At 64.9% G+C, this 22933-nt stretch carries 24 protein-coding genes; 3 read left to right on the forward strand and 21 right to left on the reverse strand.

Annotation, left to right across the window (positions count from 1 at the left end; all coding sequences use genetic code 11):
* Positions 1-785 precede the first annotated feature (785 nt).
* From DESUT3_RS15880 to DESUT3_RS15890, 3 genes are all read right to left on the reverse strand, one after another.
* Positions 786-1367 (reverse strand): DJ-1/PfpI family protein, encoded by a 582-nt coding sequence (locus DESUT3_RS15880; protein WP_221249447.1) that lies wholly within the window; start codon positions 1365-1367, stop codon positions 786-788.
* An 80-nt stretch (positions 1368-1447) separates the two neighbouring features.
* Complete coding sequence (locus tag DESUT3_RS15885) at positions 1448-1990, reverse strand: hypothetical protein (protein ID WP_221249448.1); 543 nt, start codon at positions 1988-1990, stop codon at positions 1448-1450.
* On the reverse strand, positions 1977-2534 hold the full coding sequence (locus DESUT3_RS15890) for an RNA polymerase sigma factor (protein WP_221249449.1): 558 nt from the start codon (positions 2532-2534) through the stop codon (positions 1977-1979). Before DESUT3_RS15890 ends, DESUT3_RS15885 begins: the two co-directional genes overlap by 14 nt.
* A 138-nt stretch (positions 2535-2672) precedes the next feature.
* On the opposite strand from DESUT3_RS15890, the gene DESUT3_RS15895 reads away from it, so the two are divergent.
* Positions 2673-3296, forward strand: a complete 624-nt coding sequence (locus DESUT3_RS15895; RefSeq protein WP_221249450.1) for a DUF6448 family protein — start codon at positions 2673-2675, stop codon at positions 3294-3296.
* Between the two features lie 116 nt (positions 3297-3412).
* Here the strand turns inward: DESUT3_RS15895 and DESUT3_RS15900 are convergent, their stop codons facing one another.
* From DESUT3_RS15900 to DESUT3_RS15930, 7 genes are all read right to left on the reverse strand, one after another.
* On the reverse strand, positions 3413-4246 hold the full coding sequence (locus DESUT3_RS15900) for an aldo/keto reductase (protein ID WP_221249451.1): 834 nt from the start codon (positions 4244-4246) through the stop codon (positions 3413-3415).
* 109 nt (positions 4247-4355) lie between these two features.
* Positions 4356-5165 carry a DUF547 domain-containing protein gene (locus DESUT3_RS15905; RefSeq protein WP_221249452.1) on the reverse strand — a complete coding sequence of 270 codons (810 nt, stop codon included), beginning with the start codon at positions 5163-5165 and terminating at the stop codon, positions 4356-4358.
* Positions 5166-5231: 66 nt separating this feature from the next.
* Entirely contained in the window at positions 5232-5711 is a 480-nt protein-coding gene (locus tag DESUT3_RS15910) for a hypothetical protein (protein ID WP_221249453.1), read from the reverse strand.
* 25 nt (positions 5712-5736) lie between these two features.
* Positions 5737-6918 carry a dihydrolipoamide acetyltransferase family protein gene (locus DESUT3_RS15915; RefSeq protein WP_221249454.1) on the reverse strand — a complete coding sequence of 394 codons (1182 nt, stop codon included), beginning with the start codon at positions 6916-6918 and terminating at the stop codon, positions 5737-5739.
* A gap of 73 nt (positions 6919-6991) precedes the next feature.
* Positions 6992-7969, reverse strand: a complete 978-nt coding sequence (locus DESUT3_RS15920) for an alpha-ketoacid dehydrogenase subunit beta (RefSeq protein ID WP_221249455.1) — start codon at positions 7967-7969, stop codon at positions 6992-6994.
* 1 nt (position 7970) lies between these two features.
* Positions 7971-9047: a pyruvate dehydrogenase (acetyl-transferring) E1 component subunit alpha gene (gene pdhA / locus DESUT3_RS15925; RefSeq protein ID WP_221249456.1), complete on the reverse strand. Its 1077-nt coding sequence runs from the start codon at positions 9045-9047 to the stop codon at positions 7971-7973.
* Positions 9048-9288: 241 nt separating this feature from the next.
* On the reverse strand, positions 9289-9624 hold the full coding sequence (locus tag DESUT3_RS15930) for a peptide chain release factor family protein (protein ID WP_225911536.1): 336 nt from the start codon (positions 9622-9624) through the stop codon (positions 9289-9291).
* A 94-nt stretch (positions 9625-9718) separates the two neighbouring features.
* On the opposite strand from DESUT3_RS15930, the gene DESUT3_RS15935 reads away from it, so the two are divergent.
* Positions 9719-10258: a glycine cleavage system protein R gene (locus tag DESUT3_RS15935; RefSeq protein ID WP_221249457.1), complete on the forward strand. Its 540-nt coding sequence runs from the start codon at positions 9719-9721 to the stop codon at positions 10256-10258.
* 3 nt (positions 10259-10261) lie between these two features.
* Positions 10262-10765, forward strand: a complete 504-nt coding sequence (gene def, locus DESUT3_RS15940; protein ID WP_221249458.1) for a peptide deformylase — start codon at positions 10262-10264, stop codon at positions 10763-10765.
* Positions 10766-10840: 75 nt separating this feature from the next.
* On the opposite strand, the gene DESUT3_RS15945 is transcribed toward def, so the two are convergent.
* The 11 genes from DESUT3_RS15945 to extH all read right to left on the reverse strand — a co-directional run bounded on the left by DESUT3_RS15945 (position 10841) and on the right by extH (position 22385).
* Complete coding sequence (locus DESUT3_RS15945; RefSeq protein ID WP_221249459.1) at positions 10841-11425, reverse strand: TetR/AcrR family transcriptional regulator; 585 nt, start codon at positions 11423-11425, stop codon at positions 10841-10843.
* A gap of 73 nt (positions 11426-11498) precedes the next feature.
* Positions 11499-12350: a selenite/tellurite reduction operon c-type cytochrome lipoprotein ExtS gene (gene extS, locus DESUT3_RS15950; RefSeq protein WP_221249460.1), complete on the reverse strand. Its 852-nt coding sequence runs from the start codon at positions 12348-12350 to the stop codon at positions 11499-11501.
* On the reverse strand, positions 12326-12739 hold the full coding sequence (gene extQ / locus DESUT3_RS15955) for a selenite/tellurite reduction operon b-type cytochrome membrane protein ExtQ (RefSeq protein ID WP_221249461.1): 414 nt from the start codon (positions 12737-12739) through the stop codon (positions 12326-12328). The genes extS and extQ overlap by 25 nt, the downstream gene beginning before the upstream one ends.
* Positions 12736-13374: a cytochrome b N-terminal domain-containing protein gene (locus tag DESUT3_RS15960; RefSeq protein WP_221249462.1), complete on the reverse strand. Its 639-nt coding sequence runs from the start codon at positions 13372-13374 to the stop codon at positions 12736-12738. The genes extQ and DESUT3_RS15960 overlap by 4 nt, the downstream gene beginning before the upstream one ends.
* On the reverse strand, positions 13371-13700 hold the full coding sequence (locus DESUT3_RS15965) for a QcrA and Rieske domain-containing protein (RefSeq protein WP_225911537.1): 330 nt from the start codon (positions 13698-13700) through the stop codon (positions 13371-13373). The genes DESUT3_RS15960 and DESUT3_RS15965 overlap by 4 nt, the downstream gene beginning before the upstream one ends.
* A 32-nt stretch (positions 13701-13732) precedes the next feature.
* Positions 13733-14965, reverse strand: a complete 1233-nt coding sequence (gene extO, locus DESUT3_RS15970) for a selenite/tellurite reduction operon b-type cytochrome iron-sulfur cluster-binding subunit ExtO (protein ID WP_225911538.1) — start codon at positions 14963-14965, stop codon at positions 13733-13735.
* Complete coding sequence (extM, locus tag DESUT3_RS15975) at positions 14910-16787, reverse strand: selenite/tellurite reduction operon c-type cytochrome ExtM (protein WP_221249465.1); 1878 nt, start codon at positions 16785-16787, stop codon at positions 14910-14912. The genes extO and extM overlap by 56 nt, the downstream gene beginning before the upstream one ends.
* 128 nt (positions 16788-16915) lie before the next feature.
* On the reverse strand, positions 16916-18283 hold the full coding sequence (gene extKL, locus DESUT3_RS15985; RefSeq protein WP_350297503.1) for a multiheme c-type cytochrome (seleno)protein ExtKL: 1368 nt from the start codon (positions 18281-18283) through the stop codon (positions 16916-16918).
* Positions 18284-18352: 69 nt separating this feature from the next.
* A complete protein-coding gene (extJ, locus tag DESUT3_RS15990; RefSeq protein ID WP_221249468.1) occupies positions 18353-18592 on the reverse strand; it encodes a selenite/tellurite reduction operon protein ExtJ in 240 nt (79 codons plus the stop codon).
* 29 nt (positions 18593-18621) lie between these two features.
* Positions 18622-19812: a selenite/tellurite reduction operon porin ExtI gene (extI, locus tag DESUT3_RS15995; protein WP_221249469.1), complete on the reverse strand. Its 1191-nt coding sequence runs from the start codon at positions 19810-19812 to the stop codon at positions 18622-18624.
* Between the two features lie 71 nt (positions 19813-19883).
* Positions 19884-22385: a selenite/tellurite reduction operon rhodanese-like protein ExtH gene (gene extH, locus DESUT3_RS16000; protein WP_221249470.1), complete on the reverse strand. Its 2502-nt coding sequence runs from the start codon at positions 22383-22385 to the stop codon at positions 19884-19886.
* Positions 22386-22933 lie beyond the last annotated feature (548 nt).

Below are 22933 nucleotides of genomic sequence, written 5' to 3' on the forward strand. Positions count from 1 at the left end.
ACTGCTCTTCTGCCGAAATGGGGCTTTTCAGCTCGTGCCCTTTTCCCTCCCCCCTCTTTGCCAGGTCTTGGGCCGCGTGCGCCACCCCGAATAGACCTCCGGATGTCCAGGTAAAGAAACAGACCACAACAGCTGCGGTTATCCTAACGAATCTGCTAAACATCAATCCCTCCACTAATGCCGCTTTCGAATTGAATTAAATTTACTTTTTCTGAGAACGCCTGCTCTTACTTCAAGTTAGTCAGCCATTCAACACCAGAGCCCCAAATGGGACCATTGGAAAAGCCGGGAGTTCGCCACTTAGCCCCCCGAAAAATTGGACAATACGAAACATTATGGCAAAGGTGCACCTGCCATCCGACCGCCCCCAAAGGACCGACGAGAGACCTGCCACCAAAACCGATACAAATGAAATATTATTTAATTGGAGCTACATAAAACGAAGGTTGCAAGTTTGTCAAGTAATTTTTTCATGAGTCCACTACAAGCTGAACAATAAGAATTATACCGGGCGGGGGTGGAAGGGACATGCGAGCGCGGATTTTCCGGAATCCTCCATCACTCAAAATTTTTTAGACGTAACACTCGCGGTCATAGGTGCCGGGAGGGTGATATTTGTAATTTCAGTATGCTACCGAACTCCTTTCTGCTGATTTTTGGAAATCCTTTCCAATTCTTGCAGGCAAGGAAGCGGGCAGCCGGGGCAAAGGGAGGGGTGATTTGTCCTGGGATGTTCCGACCTTGCGTATTTCACTCCTCACCCCTCACACCTCACGTTTTTGGTTTCAGGGCTCGATCCGGGTCCCCAGCACCTCCAGGAACCTGGCGAGCCAGGCGGGATGCGCGGGCCAGGCCGGGGCGGTGACCAGGTTGCCGTCGACGTGGGCCTGGTCGACGGCCAGCTCGATGTATTTTCCCCCGGCGGCCGTGACATCGGGGCCAACCGCGGGGTAGCAGGAGCAGGCGCGACCCTGGAGAACCCCGGCCGCCGCCAGCAGCTGGGCGCCGTGACAGACCGCCGCGATGGGCTTGCCGGCCGCGGCGAAGTGGCGCACCATCTTGAGCACCGCCTCGTTGAGGCGGATGTACTCCGGCGCGCGGCCACCGGGGATGATCAGGGCATCGTACTCCTCCGCCTTGACCTTGGCGAAGGTGGCGTTCAAGGCGAAGTTGTGCCCGGGTTTTTCGCTGTAGGTCTGATCCCCCTCGAAATCGTGCACCGCGGTGCGCACCGTCTCGCCGCTTTTTTTGCCCGGACAGACCGCGTGGACCTGGTGACCGACCATCTGCAGCGCCTGGAAGGGGACCATGACCTCGTAGTCTTCGACAAAATCGCCGACCAGCATCAGTATCTTTTTGGCTGCCATCCCGATCTCCTTGAATTTGGGTGTTTGCTGGGAGCTTCCAGCAGCCTGTTCATACTATCAAGGATTTTGGGCCAGGCAATTCATCCCCGCCCCAGCGCCCCGCGCAGCCGGATCACGGCCCCGAACCCGCCCACATTTCCCAATATCGCGCCCAGGATCCAGGCCAGGGACCCCGCGGCGAAGGCCTCGGGTCCCAGAAATACCAGTGCCACGTAGGCCAGCAGGCTGTAAGCGGTGAAGAAGAGATGCCGGAGGCGACCGATGGCGCCAATCTCCTGCCGGGTCAGAACCAGGCCGCCCAGCACCGCGCCCAGGATCACGAACAGCACCCCGCAAAGAAGATAGAAGACACCCGTAGGGATCGCGGCGTGCAGCCCGTGAAGCAGCTCGTTGTGGCCACCGAATCCCAGGCCGAACTGCGGGCAGACGCTCAGGGTCGCCAGGCCGGCGGCCGCTTCCACCAGCGTCAGTTTGCCGAAGCTCTTCCAAAGTGCGGGCCGCAGGTCCTTGACCACCATCCGCCGGACGGCCTCATCTATTCTCTGGGTCGGAGCGACCGGATCGGCATCGACAAACTCGGCGAATTCCCGCAGTCTCTGGCGTTCCGCATCAGTTATTTTCATGGCGTCTCTCCTGGTTCACCATCAGGCCGCGCAGTCTGCGGATAGCCCGGCTGATGATCTGCCGGGCGTTGTCCGCCGAAGTCTGGGTCCGCTGGGCAATCTCGGCGAAGGACAAACCCTCCTCGAACCGCATTTCCAGGGCGCGCCGCTGGCTCTCGTTGAGCCTGGCGAGTTGGGCGATTGTGGTGCGCAGGGGATCTGTGCCGGCCTCCGGCGCGGCGTAGGCTTCCACGGCCTGCTCGGAGGAGGTGATGTGCCTGGCATAGGTCTCCCCTTTGCGAACATGGTCGATCAGGGTGTTGCGGGCGATGGTGAAGAGCCAGGGCAGAAAGGGAATCTCGGCCCGGTACCTGTGCCGGCCGCGATGCAGCCTGGAAAAAACCGCCTGGAAAACATCCTCGGCATCGTCCCGGTTTTTCAGCCTGGTCAGGAGAAATCCGAAGACCCGGCTTTTATGTCGCGCATACAGGACCTCGAAGGCCTCCATGTCGCCCTCGCTATAGGCCAGCATCAGCTCCTCGTCGCTCAATTCACGCCACCTCATTCTCCGTTTACCTGCTGATACGGCCAGCAGCGGCAATTTGTGACAAAAATATTTTTTATTTTTTTTGTCACAAACACCTCCCATGGTCCGTTTTAGTGGGCAAAGGCACCCAACAGCCCGCATCCCAAGGAGGAAACCATGAAAACCGCACCATCCAGCAGCAAACAAATTCTGACCGCAGCAGCATTCATTCTGGCCACCCTGCTGGCTCCGCAGGCCGTCCTGGCCCACTGCGACACCCTGGACGGGCCGGTGGTTGCCGAGGCCCGGGTCGCCCTGGACCAAGGCGAGGTCACCCCGGTTCTGAAATGGGTCAAGGCCGAGAACGAGCAGGTGATCCGCGAGGCGTTCGCCCATGCCCTGGCGGTGCGCAAGCTCGGCCCCGAGGCCCGAAACCTGGCCGACAGGTATTTCTTCGAAACCCTGGTGCGCATCCATCGGGCCGGCGAAGGCGCGCCCTACACCGGCCTGAAGGCCGCCGGGGCCGTAGAACCGGTGGTCGCCAAGGCGGACCAGGCCCTGGAGCAGGGGAGCGTGGACAATCTGGCCAGGGCCATCGCGGCCCATACCGAAGAGGGAATCCGCGAACGTTTTGGGCGGGCTGTGGAAACCAGAAAACATGCCCAGCAGAGCGTGCAGGCCGGCCGGGAGTTCGTTGAAGCCTACGTGAGCTACGTCCACTACGTCGAGGGGATCGCCCAGAGCGTCCATGGCGCCCCTCACCACGGCGAGGCGCTCCCCACAGCCGGGCACCAGCATTGACCAAGACGAGCGGGCACCCCTGCCGGGGTGCCCGCTCACGGTGACCGTCAGGGGAATTCCTGCTTTATTTCAACCGCAGGGGCGGCCCCTGTGCCTGCCTTTACCGTCTGATAATTTCACGGCTTGTAGTACATCAGGCGCCTGGCCCAGGGGGCCAGCGCCTGCTCCAGCCTTCTCTGCTCCTCCTCGGCCATGGCGGAAGCCGCGGCCGCCGCCGCGACGTTCTGCCGCACCTGGCCGGGGTCGTCGCAGCCGATGACGATGGTGGAGACCGCCTGGCTCAGCGCGTAGCCGATCCAGGGCTCGACACCGGCCAGCCCCGGCACCTGCAGGCCCAGGCCGCGGCAGAGCACCTTCATGCCGATGATCCCCAGGTTTCTGCTGCGCGCCTCGGGAAGCACGGTGTCCAGGAAGCTGCGGTGGGCCGGTTCGGCAGGATTGACCGGCATCAGCACCGTGTCGAAGTCATACAGGTCGAGGGCTTTGCGCATGATCCGCGGATCCTCGTGGCCGGTCACCCCGACAAACCGCACCCGCCCTGCCCGTTTGGCCTCGTCGAAGGCCTCGATCGCCCCGCCGGGAGCGAAGATCTGCTGCAGGTCGGCCTCGCTGCGCACGTCGTGCACCTGCCAGAGGTCGAGCCAGTCGGTTTTCATGTTGTCCAGGGTGGTGCGCAGGTGCTCCCGGGCCCCGGCGGCGCTGCGCTGGTGGGACTTGCTGGTGAGGAAGATGTCCTTGCGCCGCTCCCCCAGGGCCAGGCCGTAATAGCCCTCGCTCCCCGAATAGGCCCGCGCCGACTCGAAGTAGTTGATCCCCAGGGCGAGGGCCTGGTCGATGACCGCCTGCGCCTGCTTCTCCTGCCCGTAAGTGCGCAGAACCCCCTCGCCCCCCAGGCCGAGTTGGGTGACCTCGACGCCGGTTCTGCCGAGAATGCGTTTTGGGATCTGCATACAGACTCCGTAATGCGTAATGCGTAAATCGTAATGGGTGAATGCAGGTTCGCCTTACGCCTTACGCCTCACGCCTCAGGGCAAACACGCAGGTTCGCCCCTACAAGGCTCACCGGTTCAGCCGCCAGTCGTACTCCTTCCACTCCAGGTCGGCGGCCAGGCCCTGCTCGATGAGAAAGTCCTTGGCCTCGCCATGATCGGTATAGTGGATCAGGGTATCCACCACCCCGTCGTAGCCGCCGAAGTCCGACTGGTACCATTTGAAGATGGGCGAGAGCAGCAGCAGGCGCTCGCGGGGGCGGATCTCCACCTCGGGGCCGTTGATGAAGCCGGCGGCGGCCACGTCGAGCTGCGCGTCGATCCGCTCGGGGGTGTAGAAATTGATGGGCGGGCATGAGGAGCTGGCGCAGACCAGGGTGAAGTGGATGCGCGGATCGGGCGGGTCGATGATGTGATCGATCCTCCCGTCGCTGGAGGAGAAGGGGTGAAACAGGCCATGGGGGGGGCGATGGTTGCCGCGCAGGATGCCGTGCTCGATGTCATCGGGACTGAAGCTCAGCTCGCCGATGCGGTAGCAGAGCCTGGAGAAAAACCCGTGGATCTCCTTGACCGAATCGCGGACCTGCATCTCAACCACCCCGTGAATGACCAGGGTGTTGTAGATGTTGATCCAGAAGGCGAGCCGCTCCTCGCGGTTGCGCAGCAGGTTCAGGTCGTAGTCCCGCAGCAGGGCGGTGTCGGCCACGTACTGCCGGTAGGCCTCGGATTCGCGCATGGCGGCGTAGTCGACCTTGCCCCTCTCCAGGTCGTAGAATTCGGCCTTGAGACGGTTGATGTCGTTGCGCAGATGGGCGGCAACATCGCTTTTCGGGGCGGTATCGGGTACCGGCCCGCTGTTGAGAATCGTCCTGTCGGCCATGCCAGGCTCCTCCCGCTGAAAGCCCTCAAGGGGCCGCAAACTGTCCAACCCCGGCAACTGGCCGGGTCAGGCTCCGCTCAACACCTGCCCCCGCTCGCGGAACAACGCCTCGAGTTCGAGCAGCCCCTGACGGTACAGGGCCGCGGCCCGCTCCACTTCCTCGACCGCCGCGGCCGCTTCCATCCGCTCCAGGGGGGTGTGCAGCGCGACGATCTTGTCGAGCAGGGCGAAGTCGAAATCGACCAGGCGCTCCTCGTCGGAGCTGCTCAACCACGGCCCGGCCTGGGCGGGAAGCTGGCCGCGGGCGACCTCGGCCTTGACCCTGGCGGTTTGCTGGAGCAGCGCCCCGAGGTCCTCCGCCAGCCCCTCACCGGCTCGCCCTGAGGCAATGAAATCGGCCAGGCGGTCGCGAACCTTCTCGAGCTCGCGGGCCAGGTGACGACAAAGCAGACGGTCGGTCTCACGGTAGCTGATGGCGCTGTACCCCAGAAAACCGGGGACATGCCTGCCGAGTATCGCCGTTTTGTGGGCAAGATCGTTCTTCATGTCATGGGCCATCCCCCCCGCGAGATCAGTTTTCGAGCAGGATCAGGTCGGGGTTTTCGATGTGCTCGATCAGGGCGTTGAAAAACCTCTGGGCCGTGGCCCCGTCGATGATCCGGTGGTCGAAGGTCAGCGACAGCGGCACCACCGGCCGCGCCACCACCTGCCCCTCCCGCACCACCGGCGCTTCCTCGATGCGGCCGATCCCCAGGATCGCCGCCTCCGGGGGGTTGATGATCGGCGTCCCCCAGAGTCCGCCGATGGCCCCGTAATTGGTGACGGTGAAGGTTCCCCCCTTGAGTTCGGCCGGGGTGATCTTGCGCTGCCGGGCCCGCTCGGAGAGGTCGAGCAGGGCCCCGGCCAGCTCGAGAATGCTCATGTGCCGCGCCCTGCGCACCACCGGCACCAGCAGGCCATCGGGCGTATCCACGGCGAAGCCGATGTTGATCTCCCGATGCAGCACCACCTGCCCGGCCTGCTCGTCGAGGGAGCTGTTGAGCAGGGGGTAACGCTCCAGCACCAGGGTCAGGGCCTTGACCACCAGGGGGAGATAGGTCAGTTTGAGCCCGCGGCTTTCGACCAGCTTGCGCTCGCGTTGGCGCAGTTCGCGCAGCGCCAAGGCATCGGCCCGCTCCATGATGGTCACGTGCACCGCCGAGGAGTGCGAGGCGACCATCGAGCGGGCCATCACTTTGCGCACCCCCTTGAGCGGGATGCGTTCGGGCTCGCGGGGCGCTTCGGTCCGGGCCTCCCCGGCACCGGCCGCGGCCCGGATATCCTCCGCGGTGATCCGCCCCCGGGGACCGCTGGGCTTGACCCCGACCAGGTCCACCCCGAGCTCCTCGGCCAGCTTGCGGTCTGCCGGCAGAACCGCCACCGGCGCTTCCGGCTCCGCCTCGGCAGGGGGAGGCTCCTCGGCCACCTCCAGTTGCCCCACCACCCCGAGGGCCGCGGGGCGTTCGGGCTGCGCGGCGGCCTCTTCCTCGATCACCGCCAGCACCTCTCCGACCTGGATGGTATCGCCTTCGGCGCCGCGCAGCTCGCGCACCGTTCCGCCGACCGGCGCGGGGAGCTCCACCACCGCCTTGTCGGTCTCCATCTCCACGATCGGCTGGTGGGCCTTGACCCGGTCGCCGACCGCGACCAGCCAGCGCACGATCTCCCCTTCCGCGATCCCCTCCCCGACATCGGGGAACTTGAATTCGAACATGCAACCTCTCCAGAAAAACCGCCAGATCAAACGATGGGCAGCGCCATGAAACCGCCCATCCCAAAGGCCCCCGTCAGAACTCCAGTACCTTGCGCGCCCCCCGCAGAATCCGCCGCAGGTCGGGCAGGTAGAAATGCTCGCCCTTGGGCAGGGGCATCACCGTATCGAAGCCGCTCACCCGCTCCACCGGGGCCTTGAGATAGAGCAGCGCCTGCTCCATCAGCAGAGCCGAAATCTCCGCCCCCAGGCCGCAGGTGCGCGGCGCCTCGTGCACCACCACGCAGCGGCCGGTCTTTTTCACCGATTCGACGATGGCCGCCTCGTCCAGCGGCGAGATGCTGCGCGGATCGATGATCTCCGCCTCGATCCCCTGGCCGGCGAGCTCCTCGGCCGCCTTCTGCGCCTCGCGCACCATCGCGCCCCAGGCCACCAGGGTCAGGTCCCCCCCTTCGCGGACCCGCCGGGCCTTGCCGAGGGGCACCAGCACCTCGCCCTCGGGCACCTCCTCCTTGATGGCACGGTAGATGCGCTTGGGCTCCAGGAACAGCACCGGGTCGGGGTCGCGGATCGCCGACTTGAGCAGCCCCCGCGCATCGGCCGGCGAGGAGGGGATCACCACCTTGATCCCGGGGGTGTGGGCGAGCAGCGCCTCGGTGCTCTCCGAGTGGTGCTCGGGAGCGTGGATGCCGCCGCCGTAGGGCATGCGGATCACCATGGGCGCGCTGTAGACCCCGCGGGTGCGGTTGCGGATGCGCCCGACGTGGGAGATGATCTGGTCGTAGGCGGGGTAGAGAAAACCCATGAACTGGATCTCGGCCACCGGCTTGAGCCCCAGCAGCGCCATGCCGAAGGCGCAGCCGACGATCCCCGACTCGGCCAGCGGGGTATCGATGGAGCGGTTTTCGCCAAAACGCTGCTGCAGCCCCTCGGTGACCCGGAACACGCCCCCTTCCTTACCCACGTCCTCGCCGAGCAGGATGACATCCGGGTCCCGCTCCATCTCCTCGCGCAGGGCCAGGTTGATGGCCTCGACCATGTTCATCTGTGCCATCTCAGCCCTCCTTCAAGGCATCGAGCAACTCACTGCGCTGCCTGGCCAGATGCGCGGGGAGCGCTGCGAACATGCTGTCGAAGACCGACTCGGGAGTGGGCGGCGGGGCCGACTCGGCGCGCCGCGCCGCATCCTCGATCCGGGCCTGGTGGCTGGCGGCCAGCTCGTTCTCCCATGCCTCGCTCCACAAGCCCCGCTGCTTGAGAAACTGCCGGTAGCGCACCAGCGGTTCGAGGGCGCGCATCTTTTCCACCTCGGCGTTTTCCCGGTAGCGCAGGGGGTCGTCGGAGGTGGTGTGGGGCCCCAGCCGGTAGGTCACCGCTTCGATGAGTGTCGGCCCTTCGCCGGAGCGCGCCCGCTCCAGCGCCGTCCGGGTCGCCAGGTAGGCGGCGAAGGGGTCGTTGCCGTCGATCTGGATGCCGGGGAAGCCGTAGCCCACGCCTTTGGCGGCCAGGCTTGCGGCGGCGCACTGCTTGCTGCGCGGCACCGAGATGGCCCAGCCGTTGTTCTGGCAGAAAAAGACCACCGGCGCCCGCCGTACCCCGGCGAAGGTCAGCGCCTCGTGAAAATCCCCCTCGCTGGTGGCGCCGTCGCCGAAGTAGCAGAGCACCGCGTCGGCTTCGCCCTTGTACTGAATGGCCATGGCCATCCCCGCGGCATGCAGGGTGTGGGAACCGACCGGGATGGAAACCGGCAGGAAGCGCAACTCGCGGGGGATGCGGCTCCCCTCTTCGCTCCCCATCCAGTAGCGGAAGATGGTCTCGAGGGGGACGCCGCGGCAGATCGCGGCCATGGTTTCGCGGAAGGAGGGGACCACCCAGTCCCCCTTGGCCAGCGCCAGCACGCTACCGACCTGGCAGGCCTCCTGCCCTTCCACCGGCGCGTAGGTCCCCAGCCGCCCCTCGCGCTGCAGGGCCATGCAGTGCCGATCGAACAGCCGGCCCATGAGCAGCTGGCCGAAGATGCGGCGCAGGGATTCGTCGTCGAATTCGGGGAGAAGCTCGGGATCGGCCTTGCCTTCGGGGCTCAGCACCTGCAGGCGGCGGCCTTGCAGCGGGTCGCAGTCCGAAATTTTCATGAAAGCTCCAGGGGGCTGGTTTCACTTAAAAAAATAACAGAGGCGGGCGGCCTGTCAACGCGGCCGGAGCCGCGCCGGGGGATGAGGTCGGTACGTTTTAAAGGGGAAGATGCGTTGGAAAAGGCGGGGAAAAGGGGCGATAAAAAGACAGATTTGCTCAACAACAAATTCAAGGAGCCGCAGAGATTTGAACCTGAAAAAACGTCTCTAATCCCACCTGACTCCTGACTCCCGGAATCTTTCAGTAATCGATCTTGCCGCGCTCGCGCTTGACCCCGGAGCGGCGCTTCTTGGCGAGCAGCCGGCGCTCCTTGGCGGCCTTGCCCGGACGGGTGGCGATGCGTTTTTTGGGCTTGCGCTGCCGGGCCTGCAGCCGCGAAACCAGCCGCTCCATGGCCTTTTCGCGGTTGGCATGCTGCGAGCGGCCCTCGCTGGCGGTGACGATGATCCCCGTGGGCAGATGCTTGATGCGTACCGCGGAATCGGTGGTGTTGCGATGCTGCCCGCCGGGGCCCGAAGCCCTGAAACAGGTGATCACCAGGTCTTTCTCGTCGATGTGGATCGGCTGCTCGGCCAAGGTTCTTCTCCCGCTGGCAATTTGTCGCCAACCATGTTAGAAGGTTAGACACCCGAATGCAAGAACCGGAAATTCCGCCAAGGAGAGTGCAGTCATGAGCCATTTCGCCCTGACCATCATCGGCCGGGACAGGCCCGGCATCGTTTCCCAGGTCACCGAGATCCTCTTTCGCCAGGGGTTCAACATCGCCGACTCGAGCTGCAGCATCCTGGGCGGGCAATTCGCCATGATCCTGATCATCGCCCACCCCGAACACTCGGCCAAGGAAGCCTTCATCGAGGCCTTCGCGCCGCTGGAGCAGAGCGGCCTGTCGGTCTTCGTGCGGACCCTGAAGCCGGGCGGCGAGACCCGTCCTCATCTCGAGGGGGAGATCTGCATGATCTCGGTCTACGGCTCGGACAAGCCGGGCATCGTCTACCGGGTGGCGCGGGAACTGGGCAGCCTCAACGTCAATATCACCGACCTCAACACCAAGCTGGTCGGCAGCGAAAAACGCCCGGTCTACGTGATGATGCTCGAGGCCGTTCTGCCCGGGGGGGTGAGCTCGGAGCAGCTGGCCGAGGTCATGCGCCGGCTCAAGGACGAGCTGCAGGTCGACATCAGCGTCCGCAACATCACCCCGGTGGAACTCTGATCCATGGCTGTTCGCGAAATCCTCCTCTACCCCGACCCGCTACTGAAAACCGTCTGTGAGCCGCTGGAAACGATGGACGAGCGGACCGATGCCCTGGTCCAGGACCTCATCGACACCATGGTCGCCGCCGGCCACTCGGTAGGGGTGGCCGCCCCCCAGATCGGCGTCACCGGCCGGGCGGTGGTCGTCGACGTCTCCAAGAGCAAGCTCGGGCGGGAGAACAACCACGGCCTGCTGGTGATGATCAACCCGGAAATCCTGCAGAGCGAGGGGCGCGAAACCATGCGCGAAGGGTGCATGAGCGTCCCCGACTACACCGGCAACGTGGAGCGGGCCGAAAAGATCGTGGTCCAGTTCACCGACCGCGCCGGCAAGGAGCAGGTCATCAGCGCCAGCGGTTTCGAAGCGGTGGCCATCCAGCACGAACTCGACCACCTGGACGGCCTGCTGTTTCTCGACCGGGTCTCCAACCTGAAAACCGACGTCTTTCGGCGCAAGAGCCGCTGATTCCGCCGACCAAAGTTGCCAGAAAAACCGACAGGCCGCCCCCCGCGAAGGGGAGCGGCCTGTTTTGCGAGGGGTTCAGGCGCAGATGGTCCGCCAGGCCTGGTCCATGATCTGCCTTGAGGCCGCCTGCAGGCTCCCCTGGAAGACCCCGTTGAGCTTCAGTTCGATGTTGCGCAGCACCGCGCCGGTGAAGGCCCCGGCCGCCAGCAGCAGCACGCCCCGGCGCAGTTCGCCGCGCGCCATCCCTTCGCCGATGGTCCGCTGGACCCAGCGGAAGGGCTCCGAAAAGCAGATCGGACGGATATCGGTCAAAAACTCGCCATGGCGCATGAACAGCATGTATTCCATCATCACCGGGTCCTGCTCGGCGATCTCCAAAAGCAGATCGACAAAGGCCTTGAGCATCTGGAAGGCGCTCTGCCCATCAGCCAGGCGGGCCTGAAGCCGGGCATTGAATTCGTCCAGGGTCAGTTCATGGGTTACCCGGGCAAGGTTTTCCTTGCTCTGAAAATGGTTGTAGATCGCTCCGGTGCTCACCCCCGAGACATTGACGATGTCGGGGATGGAAACCCGGTGGTAGCCCTGCTCCACGAACAGCCTTCGCGCCGCCATGGCGACATGATGCATCCTGTCCCGCGGGTCCGCTGGCCGTCTTTTCATTTGCTGTCTCCCTGCCTCCGAAAAATTCCATGCCCTTGCCGGCCCGGCGCAACCCGACCAGCCGCCGACGCACCTACCTCGTTTCCGCCAGCAGTGAGTCCCCCGCCCCGCCGCTGCCAGCCGGGGGTCCGCTGTCGCCCAGGCTCTTTGCCACCTGCGCCAAATCCTCATCCTCGAGCCGGATCGGCCGCATGGCGGTGAATCGGCGGATCTCCCGGGGGTTCTTCAGCCATTTTTCGACCCGCTCGGCACTCCAGGGCAGCCCCTGCTCGCCGAAGTTCGGCGGGTAAAACCCGGAGAGCAGGCCCGAGAGGTTGGGCCCGCTGGTTCCCGAGCCCAAGGCCCCCTGGCCCGCCGTCAGCAGTTGATGGCAGGAGCCGCAGGCCCGGGTGAAGGCGTGATCCTGGCCGCGCTCCTGCGCGGCAAAATGGACGACCAGGGGGACTTCCCGTTCCGTGAAAAACATGGAGAGTCCCTCGGCGTACAGGGCATTGACCAGGGCGGCGATCTGCTCGGGCGGGAAGCGAAAATCGGGCATGAACAGGGCGGGCTCGCGGAGGGCCTGGGCGATTTCCGCGGCGGTGCGCACCCTCAGGGCCCGGTCGAGGTCGGAGGCCAGGCGGTTGCCCTTGCCCCCGGCGGCATGGCAGCGCCGGCAGGCGTAGCTCTCGAGCAGCCGGCGGCCCTGCTCCACCAGCGGGCTGTCCGGCAGGTTAAAGTGAGCGAACTCCCCGCCGATCATCCCGTGATGGGCGATGGCCATCCGCCTGGTGCCCGGATTCCCCCGGTGACAGTCGACGCAGCCGCCGCGCTCGACATGGTGGGCGGGGTGGCACTCCAGGCACCCCTCAGGGGCCGCGGCCGCGGCGGACAGGGCCCCGGCCAGGAGCAGCAGGATCGCTAAAACGGCAGAACGAACGCCCAATTGGCACCTCGAAAGAACATGGCCACCAGGGTCAGCACCAGGATCAGCAGATAGATCAGGAGGGTGGCCCGGCTCAGGGTTTTCTGTTCCTGCGGAAACCAGCGGGCACCCTCTTCGACCCGGGGCCCGGTCAGCCAGGGCAGCAGGAAAAACCCCAGCACCAGCGCCAGGACCAGGTAGGCCAGCCGGTTGCCATGGCTGACCAGTTCCTGGGTCCAGAGCAGAAACCACGCCGATTTGGAGGGGTTGGGAACCCGGCTGAAATCGGCCCGCTCCTGAAGCGGCGCAGGGATGACCAGCGCCAGCGCTGCCAGTAGGCTTACGACCAGCAGCAGGGCGCGGCGGATCAGGCGGAAAAAATGCGGCGAACTCCGGACGTAGCCTCTCACAGGTAGGGAAGCACTCCTTTGTCTCGGCGGATGCGGTAGAAATGCAGCATGCTCAGCCCAAGGATGAGCATGGGCAGCACCGCGATGTGCAGCACATAGAACCGGACCAGGGACAGGGGCTGTCCGACCTCGTCGGGGACCAGGAAGCGGTGGGCCAGCTCCCCTCCGGGTAGCGACAGCAGCAGCTGCATGCCGGTCTGCGTCGCCCACAGGGCGAGCTGATCCATGGGCAGCAGGTACCCCGTGTAGCCGGCGAACAGCGAAAGGCACAGAAGCACCATGCCGATGATCCAGTTGAGCTCCCGGGGCCGCCGGAAGGCCCCGGTCAGGACCACCCGCAGCGTATGCAGAAACAGCAGGACCAGAAACCCATGGGAGGAGAGCCGGTGGAGATTGCGCAGGAAGGCTCCGCCGGGGACCTGCGACTCCAGGTAGAGGATCGACTCCCAGGCCGTGGCGGTCGAAGGCTGGTAGTAGAACAACAGCAGCACCCCGGAGCACAACAGCACCAGGAAGCAGGTAAAGGCCAGCCCGCCCAGGCAGAAGGTATAGGTGAGCCGCAGGTTGCGCTCCAGCACCACGCGCGGAAACAGATGGCGGACGAAATCCCGCACAAAGCCCTCCGCCCCGTTCATGCCAGCACCCTCACCCGCTCTCCCAGGTCCTCGGTGGCGAGGCGGCGCAGCGCTCGGGGCGCCGGTCCGCTCACCACCTCCCCCACCCGGTTGAAAACACTGCCGTGGCAGGGGCAGACCAGGTTCTGCGGCGTCACGTTGACCGTGCAGCCGAGATGGGTGCAGACCAGGCTCAGGGCGTACACCTCCGCGCCGCTGCGGATCAGCGCCACCCGGGATTCCCGGAACACCAGGGCCCCCTCCAGCGGGATCTCCTGCTTGGCGACTTCCACCACGGCCCGGGAGGCCCTGCGGCCTGCGGGAACCAGGAACTTCCAGGCCAGCACTGCCCAGGCCCCGGAGAAGATCAGGCCCCGGACTACTCTTCGACGCGATCGACCAGCTTTTTCCATTTTTCCACGTAGAGCCTTCTAAATTCCGCGTTTTTCGCCGACAGCCCGGGGAAGCGAGCCGGGTCGAGAAAAGCGCCGTTGCCGACCTGCTGGCCTTCCTGCGCCCAAAAGGAGCTTAGCCCCAGCCCGTCGAGGTCGATGCGGTAAATACGCGCCTCGGGCGGCTCGAGCAGAAACCGCCGGGGCGCCCCGTGGCAGCCGTCGCACATGAGGCTGCCGCTGCGGACGCTGTGGGGGAAAAAGGCCTGCCAGCGCGCTTCCAGAAGGCGGTTTTCCTCCCCCCCGCGCCCGCCGCGCAGATCGCTGAGATAGGCGATGAACTGGGGTCGCACCGGGCTCACCCTCCCGCGCGCGTTCACCCCAAGCGGCGGCGCGTTCTGCTGCCTGAGGTAGGCGCTGCGGACATAGCCGGCTCCGGCAGCGGGCAGCGCCTGGAAGTACTCCCGCGCCGGCCCCTCACCCAGGCGTAGGTAGAAGGTGCCATATTCCTGGGCGGCCCAGGCCGAGTGGCAGGCGTAGCACTCGAGCTTTTCCAGGTGCGCCGCCACCCGGTGCTCGGGCACCGCGGAGTCGGCATCGTGACAGTCTGCGCACCCCCGTGATGACTTGGCGCCCTGCGCCAGGCTGGCCATGGAATGACAATCAGCACATTGCATGCCGAGTTCGGCATGGAGATCAGGGAGCATCTTCAGATAAGGCTCCCCCTCCCCGTCCGCTCCCCGCAGGTAGCGCTGGTGGTCTTCCCGGGGGGCGCGGCCGTCGAATTCGCTGCCGGCGAAATACCCCTTGTGGCAGCGCTGGCAGGCCTGCTTGCCGGGGCGGGAGATGGCGTGCCCGTCGCCATGGCAGTCGAGGCAGCCGGTGAGGTGACACCCGCCGCAGTTGGCGCTAAAGAAGCCGGGGTCGAAACGCCCCCAGGTGCGGGCCACGAACTCTTTCTCGGCGCTGCGGTGGGTCATCGCCTGGTCGAACAGGGTGTCATAGCCCCGGTGGCAGCCGGTGCACCCCTGGGCGCGCACCGTCGCCGAAGCGACGGGCTCTTGGTGCCCCCCGTGGCAGGTGCCGCACTCCATGCCGCCGTGGGCGCCGCGGACCGCGACCCGGTGGCAGGCCGCACAGTCTTCCCCGGCGGCCCGCGGCGCCTCAGGGCGCAGCAGCGCCAGCGCGCTCCAGGCAAGCGTCAAGCCGGCGATAATCAAGCTTTTTCTGATAAATGGCATCCTTGGGATCGTCATGGCAGACCAGGCACTGGTTGACTGCGAGTACTCGCTTGACCTCGGCCCCGTTGAGGGGCCGGGAGTTCTCCCGGGTGATGGCGGAAAAGGCTCGGACCCTCCCGTAATCCATGGTGAGGAAACCGTCGAGGGGCTTTTCCTCGGACTTCTCGCAAAGCAGGGTCCCTTCGATGGAGGCGCCCTCCACCACGTGCTGCCCGAACCCGAGAAACGCCGGGTCGGCGTGGCACTGGCTGCAGCCGATCGCCCTGGGTCCGGTGTTGTGGCCGAAAAAAGGGGCAAAACGCAGCTGGTTGCGCCCCTTGAAGCTGGTGACGTATTCGTCCTTTAGCGTCTCGCCGCGGCGGTCGGCCACGGTGACGAAGGTCTGGCAACCGGGAGTGACCGGGGAGATCCGCCCCCGCTGGTTGAGTGCCAGGGGGAAGGGATAGAGCATGCGGTAATCCTCGGTTTCGCTGAAGCGCCCCGGGGTCTCCCGCCCCTTGATGAAATCCATCCCCATCTGCCCCAAATCGTAGCGGGTGTGGCAGCCGTAGCACTGGGCCACGCTGCGCGAGTGGCAGCTGTAGCATTCGAGGCGCTCATGGCCGACGATGGTGTGCTCGGGGGTGCCGGTAATCACCTTGGACTCGTGCAGCCGGCCGCTGCGCTTGCCCTGCACCCAGGCCTTGTCCCCTTCGACGAACACGTTGGAATACTTGCGCCCCTTGGCGGTGAGCAGCATCTGCTCACCCTGCTGCATCGCCCGGGGGTAGAGGCGCGATTCGCGGGTCGCCTCGTCGTTTTCGCGCTGGATCGGCTCGCTGCGCGGCGCCTCGGTGGCGCTGCCGTGGCAGTCCTCGCAGGTGATCTCGGTCTGCAGGTACATGTTCTGGTAGGCGTACCCATCGCCCATCAGGTCGCGGCTGGTGTGGCAGTCGATGCACTCCAGCCCCTTTTCGTGATGGATGTCGGGGGCGATGCTGGTGGCGTTGCGCGCCCCGCCGATCATCCGCGGCCCGGGCTGGCCGCCGCGGGTGGGGACCAGCGAGTTGTTGCCGTCGTTGAGCCCCTGGTAGGAGAGCGCGATCCGCCCGCTGCGGTTGTGGCAGCGAAAGCAGACATCATTGCCGGGCAGGGGCTGCAGCCGGTGATCGGCCGAATAGGGCCACTTGCCCCGCACCGTGGCGTCCCCGCCCTGGTAGGTGGCGTTGTCGTTGTAGGGAAAGTGACAGGCCGCACAGCCGCCGCCGTGGCTGCCGCTCCAGACCTGATTCGATTCCTGGCCGACGTGGCAAAGCGAGCAGAACTTGCGGTAGAGCTCGCCGGAGAGGTTGTCGAGCTCGCTGACCGGGGCCAGTTCCTGCGGTTCGCCCTGGGGCCCGTAGGCCTGCTCGCCGCGGGCTGCATAGAGACGGCCGTCCTCGCCCTCCCAGGTCAGCTGGATGTTGCGGATCATGCCGGTGTTGGTGGTCATCAGGTTGGAGCGCACCCGGGCTAGCTGGTAGGGGTGGCAACGGCCGCAGGTCTGCTCCCAGGCTTCCGGGGCCGCGGGATTCTTGCCCCCGAACATCCCGCGGTGGGCGCGCCGCTTGTCCCAGGCCTGGGGGTCGCCGCCGTGGCACTCGGTGCAGCCGGGATGGGACGCGGAGACATGTTCGAGGCCCCGATGGCAGAACCGGCATCCGCCCTCGGTAGCGGCATCGGCGCCGCAGCCCGCCAGCAACCCGAGGCCCAGCAAAAGGGCCAGGGCCGGGGACAAAACCAGACGCCGGAGGGGCCGGCCAACGCGGGGCAACCTGCTCATGGGGCGCAATCTTAGCACAACTGCTGGATCGGTTGAAAAAAAACGGCCGATGGGACCCGGGAGGGAGGAAGCCGAAAACCCGGTTCCCATCGGCCAACCGCATTTTACTCAGGGAGGCTGAAAAGAGCCTATTTGCCTTTCTGGCTGATGCTGACCGTCTTGCTGAACTCCCGCCAGAGGAACGGGTCGCTCTGCTTACTGCCGTAGGGCAGGTACCAGAGCTCCACCTTGACGTCGAGGTCGCTGGTCAGGGCCTTGCGCTCGCGCACCCGGCCGTTTTCATCGGTGACATCTTCGCTGGGGAAGAGGATATCGAAGCGCTCCTCCACGGTTTTGTGGGGGGGCAGGCCGGTGTCCTCGATGATGCCGCTCTTCTCGTAGGGGCCGCGCCCCATCCGGTCGCCACGGGCGAACTGCTGCGGCACCGGCATGTAGATTTTCTCTTCGCTGAAAACTTCCTGACCATCTTTGGTTGTTGCGCGTACCGACAGAACCAGTCGGTTGGGGGTCGGTCAGCCATCGGGGATGCTGTGGCCGGACTTGTTGGTCATGGCTACCTTGACCACCGCGGTGGGGGTAACCAGACTGCCGTCGCGCCAATGCATCCCGTATGCTTCAACGTCGAAATCGAGTGCGGCCTCGGCCATGCCGGGGTCGCGGTAGCTCTGCATGTTGTGCCCCAGGCCGCTCTTCTTCATGTGGCATTCCTGGCAGGTTTCCCGGCCCCCTTCGGCGGTGTAGGCCCACAGGTAGCTGCCGTAGGCGGTGGCGCACTGGGTGGGGTTGTCCAGTTCCAGGTTGGGGCCGAGGCCGTGGCACTGGCCGCAGAGGATCGATTCGCTCATGATCGGGCTGACGGCCATCTTGGGGAACTTTTCATCGTCATGCTCCCCTTCGGCCGCCCCGTAGACCACCCCGTCCTGGGGATAGCCGTCGGTCCATTTGTGGGTGATGGCCATGCGGTTGTGGCAGACCAGGCAGTTGATGTTCAGGCTCTGCAGCACCTGCTGCTTCTGCTCGAAGGTTTCCATGTCGCCCTGGCGGTAGGAGTCCATGAAGGCGAGAATGGTGTTCATCAGCTCCTGGGCGACCTCGTCGGTGGCATCGGCCAACTGCGGCAGATGGCACTTGGTGCACCCCTGGAGATGCTCGACCTTGACGTCCTCGAACCCCTTGACCCCCGAGTAGGGCCATTCCTGGCAGCCGTTGATAATGGTGGTGCGGAAGGTCGCCGCGGTGCGCCCGGTGCCGTAGATGGAGCGCGCATGGGCCGACTTCATCCACTCCTCGTGCACCTCCGTGTGGCACTCTTCGCACGAACTGGAGTCGTACATCGCCACCAGCTCGGCAATCGTGGTGGCCTTGCCCCGCTGGGCGGCGATGGTCCCGTCCCTGCCGATGCCGACCTCGCCGGCGAATCCCGGCGAAACCGCGACAGGCAGAGCCACCACCGCCAGCCCCAGGGCGGCCAGCATCAGTGTCCTTGTTATTTTCATCAATGCTCCTTTGCAGGCAGGGTCCCGCCGCGTCCCGGCCGTCCGACCGGGACGCGGCGGGCGCGGTTATCAGCAGCCCTGCAGCATGTCCATCCCCTTTTTCGGGGCCTTCTTCTGCTCCTTGACCTCCATTTCGACCTCGGCCCCGACGGCGATGGCCTCAGCCTTGCCCTTCTCCACCTCGACGGTGACCACGTCCCCGTTGACGGCGGTTACCTTGCCGGTCACGGTGGTCCCCTTGGAAAGGGCCACGCCGGCAAAAGAGGCAACAAGCAAAGTGGCAGCCAGAACAGCAATCATTTTTTTCATCTCGGATCTCCTCTTGACGTAGAAACGGGTTAGAAAATCACCTGCAGTTGGGCGATGAAGGTGTTGAAATCTTCGACGGAGGCGCTCTCCTTGTCGAAGTCGGCGGCCGAGTACTCGAGGGTCAACTTCAAGTCCTGATCGCGGAAGTAGTAGTTGATGCCGCCGCCGATCCAGTCGACTTCCTGGTCGACGATGCCGTCGAACTCGGCGAAGGACCAGTCCTCATACCGGCCGAAGATCTGCAGCGGCAGGTTCGGCAGCAGGTAGCCGGCCTTGACGTAGGAGCCGTTTTTCTCGCCGGTCAACCCGATGGTGCCGGAATCGGGGTCGGCCCCCTTGTAGGCGTCGTCAAGATCGTAGTCGGTGTAGGCGCTGGAGACGGTGAAGGTCCCCACCCCTTCCACCGGGTACTCGAAGAACAGGTCGGCGGTCCAGGCCGAATAGTCCACCGCTCCGGTCTGGGCAGCGACGTTGGCAAAGGCGATGTCCTGCTCGATCTGGTAGGCGGCGCCCAGGGTCAGCACCTTCTTCTTGCCGAGGTAGGTCCCCTTGTAGCCGTAGCCCGTTTCGGGGTCGAGCAGCGAGACGTGGGCCCGGGCCGTGTAGCGGAAGTTCGAGTCCGGCGAGGAGGCCGAGTCGTTGCGGCCGTTCATCACGTCGGCGCGGTACTGGAACTTGCCATCCAGCAGGTCGCCCCAGACCGCAACCCCCTTGTCGCGGGTAGAGACGAAAGGCGCCCGGATCAGCAGCGAGCGGTCCAGGGTCAGGGGCGCCTCGCAGGCCTCGAGGTTCTCGCGGGTGAAGTTGTACTTGAATTTACCGACCCAGACGTTGAAACGCTCATCGACCCGGAAGCGGGCCACCGCATCGAGAATCTGGAAATCCGAATTATCCCCGTCGCTTACCGCAAAGGGACCGATGTTGTTGTCTTCGAGAAACTCGGTCTGCACATACAGGCCGAAGTTCTTCCCCCAGGCCCCCATCAGGGCGATGCGGTTGCGCCGGAAATTGAACTCGGCGGCGGAGTCGTCGCCGTCGGGCGAGGCGCCGTCATCGCGGGCCAGCAGCTGGAACTGCCCTTTGTACTCGAGCTTGAGCATCCCCTGGTCTTCGGGGCCGAAGGTCATGACCGGGCCGGCCAGCGCGGCCGAAGCGCCGGCCAGGCAGCCCATCAGGGCCAGCGAAGCGCAGAACAGCCCGGATTTGAGTCGTCTTATCATGTCGAACTCCTTTTCGTGGGAATCCCGCCCCCGGCCCTTGGGTCAGGGGGCGGATCGCAGTCAGGCGAAAATCAGCAGCCGATGCTCGGGCCCGTGCCTCCTGAGGTCGGAGGTCCAGCCGGCGCTTCGTTCCCCGAAGGGAGGGTCTGGTACTCCTCGTCGGAGCTCTCCACCTGGTTGGCGGCGGGATCCGACGGAAGCAGGTTCAGGGTCGAGGCATCGGCATTGAGGGCCTCGATCTTCTGCATGCGGGTGGCGTCCTTGTTGTAGGTGATGACCGACATATAGCTGCCGTTGTCGGCGGCCCACAGCGAACCCGCCGGCAGTTCCCCACCCTTGGTCGCATCGGCGCTCAGCTTGCCGAATTGGCTCCAGGAGCCGTCGTAGGTCATGACCGGCCAGCCGAGAATGCCGTCGAGAACGAAGAACCCGGCCGAAGCGATATAGCCGGTGCGGCAGTAGGAGTAGACCAGCTGGGTGCCGTCCAGGCCGATGCCGCCCAAGGCGGTGGCGATGGTGGCCGCGTCTTTGAAAGTGTTGTCGGTGCCGTAGTTGACGTTGAAGCCCTTCCAGGCGTAGCCCTTGCCGCCCACGAGCTGGCCTTCGAAGACCACGTAGTCGCCGGCCACTTCGGAAAAGACCCCGGCGGTGGAGGCCGCGGCGGTCTTGACGCCGCGGAAGTCGACCGGCACGCCGCGCCCGTCGCGCAGAGCGTCCAGCAATTCCGCCAGCGAGATGCGGGTGTCCGGCTGCAGGTTGGCCACATCCCGGACGCTGAAGGTGGAGGGGGTGACCGCGGTGGTGGTCGACACCAGCGCGGCCTGGTTCCAGGCGCCGTTGTAGCCGTTGAGAACCTTCAGGTTTTCCCTCGGGAAGCCGTAGTAGCGGAACAGGAAATAGGCGCGGCTCGGGTAATAGGTCTCGGTCTGCGACGAAGTGATGACGATGGTGGTGTGCTCGTCGATGCCGGCGGCCTGGATCAGTTCGTCCATGCGTGCGCCGGTGGCGACCATGTTGACCGCGGGCGCCGGGCCCTCGGTGCGCAGTTCGGCATGCCGGCTGATGTCCCAGAGCACGGCGCCGGGGATGTGCCCCTTCCGGTAGCTGACCGAGTCGGTGACATCGAGGATGACCACCCGCTCGCCGCCCAGCGGGGCGTTGACCAGGCCGCCGGCGATCCAGCCCTGCAGGGTGGCGGCGTCGATCAGCACGTTCTGGCTCTGGCCGGCCAGCGGCGCGGTAGCCGTGGCGACAGGAGCCGGAAACACCACCGGGACCCCGCTGCCGACGTAGGCGGCATCGGCCTCCTCTATCTGGTTGGCCAGGGGATTGACGTCGCTGTCGTCGGCAAGGACATCGCCGGTGAAGGGGGCGATCTGTTCGGCGGCCGCATCGAGCTTGAGGGTCTCGATCGCGTAGCCGGCCGAGGTGGTGGTCAGGTGGCGGTAGTTGTAGCGGACGGTGGCCGGATCCAGGTAGCGGTCGATGGCCCAGGAGGAGCTCAGGGGGAGCTGGCCGCTGGCCACGGTATAGTCCGAATACTTGCCGAGCTGGCTCCAGGAGCCGTCATACAGCTGCACCGGCGCATCCAGGACCGCATCCAGGGCGAAGAACAGCGGAGTGGCCGAATAGCCGGAAGTGCAGTAGACCGTCACCGCCTTGCCGGGGGTCCAGCCCTTGCCGGAGAACAGGGTCTCGATCTCGGCGCGGGTCTTGAAGGTGCCGTCGGCGTCGAAGAGCTCGCCCTGGCCCAGGTACTGCCCCCCGGCGGGATGGCCGTCGACGACCACGAAGTCGCCTCCCATCAGCCCGGGGGTCGCGCCCTGGCCCAGGTAGTTCTTGGAGCCGCGGGCGTCGAGCAGCAGCAGGTTGTCATCGGTCGGCAGGGCGGCCAGGACCTCGATCATCTCCCCCACCGAGGCGCGCAGGTTGGGGTTGAGGTTGGCCAGGTCGCGCACACTGTAGGTCGAAGCGCTCGGCACCGGTACTTCCCGGGTCATCAGTGTCGGGAAGGCGGCGGCGAAGGCGGCGTTGCCCCCGTCGAGCAGCTTCAGACGCTCTTTGGGAAAGCCCCAGTAGCGGAAGGTCCAGTAAGCGCGGGTGGCATAGTAGGATGCCGATGAGGTGGTAAAGACGATGATCGTGTCATCGCCGATCCCCAGGCGCTGGATTACCGCATCCATCTGCTCGCCGGTAGCCACCAGCGGCGTCGCGTCGGCCACGCCCTCGAATCGGGTCGCCTGCAGATCGTTCTTGCCGACCCGGCATGCCCCCTTGATCCGCTCGGGATCGGCTGCGGGATTCATGGCATAGGCACCGAAATCAAGCACAACCACCTTCTGGTCGAAACTTCCGTCACTGGCCAGCAGTCCCTGGTCCATCCAGGCTTTCAGGGTGCCGGCTTCAACCAGTACATTGGTGGCGGCGCCGGCCACGGGGGGGTTATTCGTGGCAGTGCTGGGTCCGTCGTAGCTGTCGGAGCCGCAACCGGAGATGACCAGGGTTGCGGCCAGGAGTACTCCAAGCCAGGCAGAGAGCCTGTTTTTTGCTCCCTTGAACTTTCGATCTTTCATATTGCCTCCAGAGGAAAATGAATACTTCACAGACTAGACATCATCCGAAGCTGCCCTCGAATACCCACCTCCTTTCCCGGGTACGGTCCACCTATCAAGTGGCCGGCGGTGCGGGGGGCTGGGGTGGCCCCCAACGGCCAAAAGCACTGGCACGTTCTCGGAAACAGCTTAAACTTCCATTGCATCCTTCTAGAACGACCATTCTTTCTTCGGGAAAAAGCAAGCAAGACACGGACCATATTTAGGAAAAATTGCCGCTGCGACGCCCTTTTCACGGCGAACCACGGGTAAATGTCCACCGGCAATATTCTTTTTTTATGCGAAAAAAAAAACGGCGCCATTCCATAATGATGTTCTAATTTTTTCCCAGCCATTTACCGATTCAAATTAAGCCATTTGACTTAAAGCATTCCGCGTTTTCACCAACCCGTGAATCCCGGGCCCGCCCCTCCGCCGACCGAAAAGAAAAAACTCCCTGCGACAACCAGACAAACCAGCGGCGGTCTCGCCGGAAGGAATTTCAACGATTTCCAATCGATTTTTGCTTG

The organism is Desulfuromonas versatilis (genome assembly GCF_019704135.1).
GTDB lineage: Bacteria > Desulfobacterota > Desulfuromonadia > Desulfuromonadales > NIT-T3 > Desulfuromonas_A > Desulfuromonas_A versatilis.